Source organism: Vibrio sp. 2132-1, from assembly GCF_033344315.1.
Map to the genome: position 1 here is coordinate 1 of NZ_JAWPON010000684.1, position 561 is coordinate 561.

The following is a 561-nucleotide window of genomic DNA, read 5'->3' on the forward strand; positions in this document are numbered from 1 at the left end:
ATTTTTGGTCTTAGTGCTAGCCTATTCATCCTAGAGGATGACCATAAAGTATAGTGGTGATGTTGTGAGGTACTCGACCTCCAACCACGTACTTAGGTATTTTGGAGAATCTTTAAACCGTATGTTAAAACGCACTCGCTCGCTCGTTTGTTTGTGCCTTGCCGCTGCAATCAGTTCACCAACAACTTACGCCAATAGCATCGACTTGCCTGATATTGGTACGGCAGCTGGCGGCACGCTTTCTATAGACCAAGAGTTGATTTATGGCGACGCGTACATGCGCATGCTCAGAGCCAGTAAGCCTATCGTCAACGATCCGGTCATCAACGAATATATCGATTCCCTCGGACACCGCCTCGTGGCCAATGCGAACGATGTAAAAACGCCGTTCCACTTCTTCATGATTCGTGATCGTAATATCAACGCCTTTGCCTTTTTTGGCGGTTACGTTGCATTGCACTCAGGGCTATTTCTTCATGCTCGTAGCGAAAGTGAACTCGCATCCGTTGTCGCGCACGAAATTGCACACGTAACACAGCGCCACCTAGCGCGCAGTATGGA

At 48.3% G+C, this 561-nt stretch carries 1 protein-coding gene; it reads left to right on the forward strand.

Annotation, left to right across the window (positions count from 1 at the left end; all coding sequences use genetic code 11):
* Positions 1-121: 121 nt before the first annotated feature.
* Positions 122-561: M48 family metalloprotease (locus tag R8N47_RS27380; protein WP_318186385.1), on the forward strand; the 440-nt coding region annotated here is incomplete at its 3' end.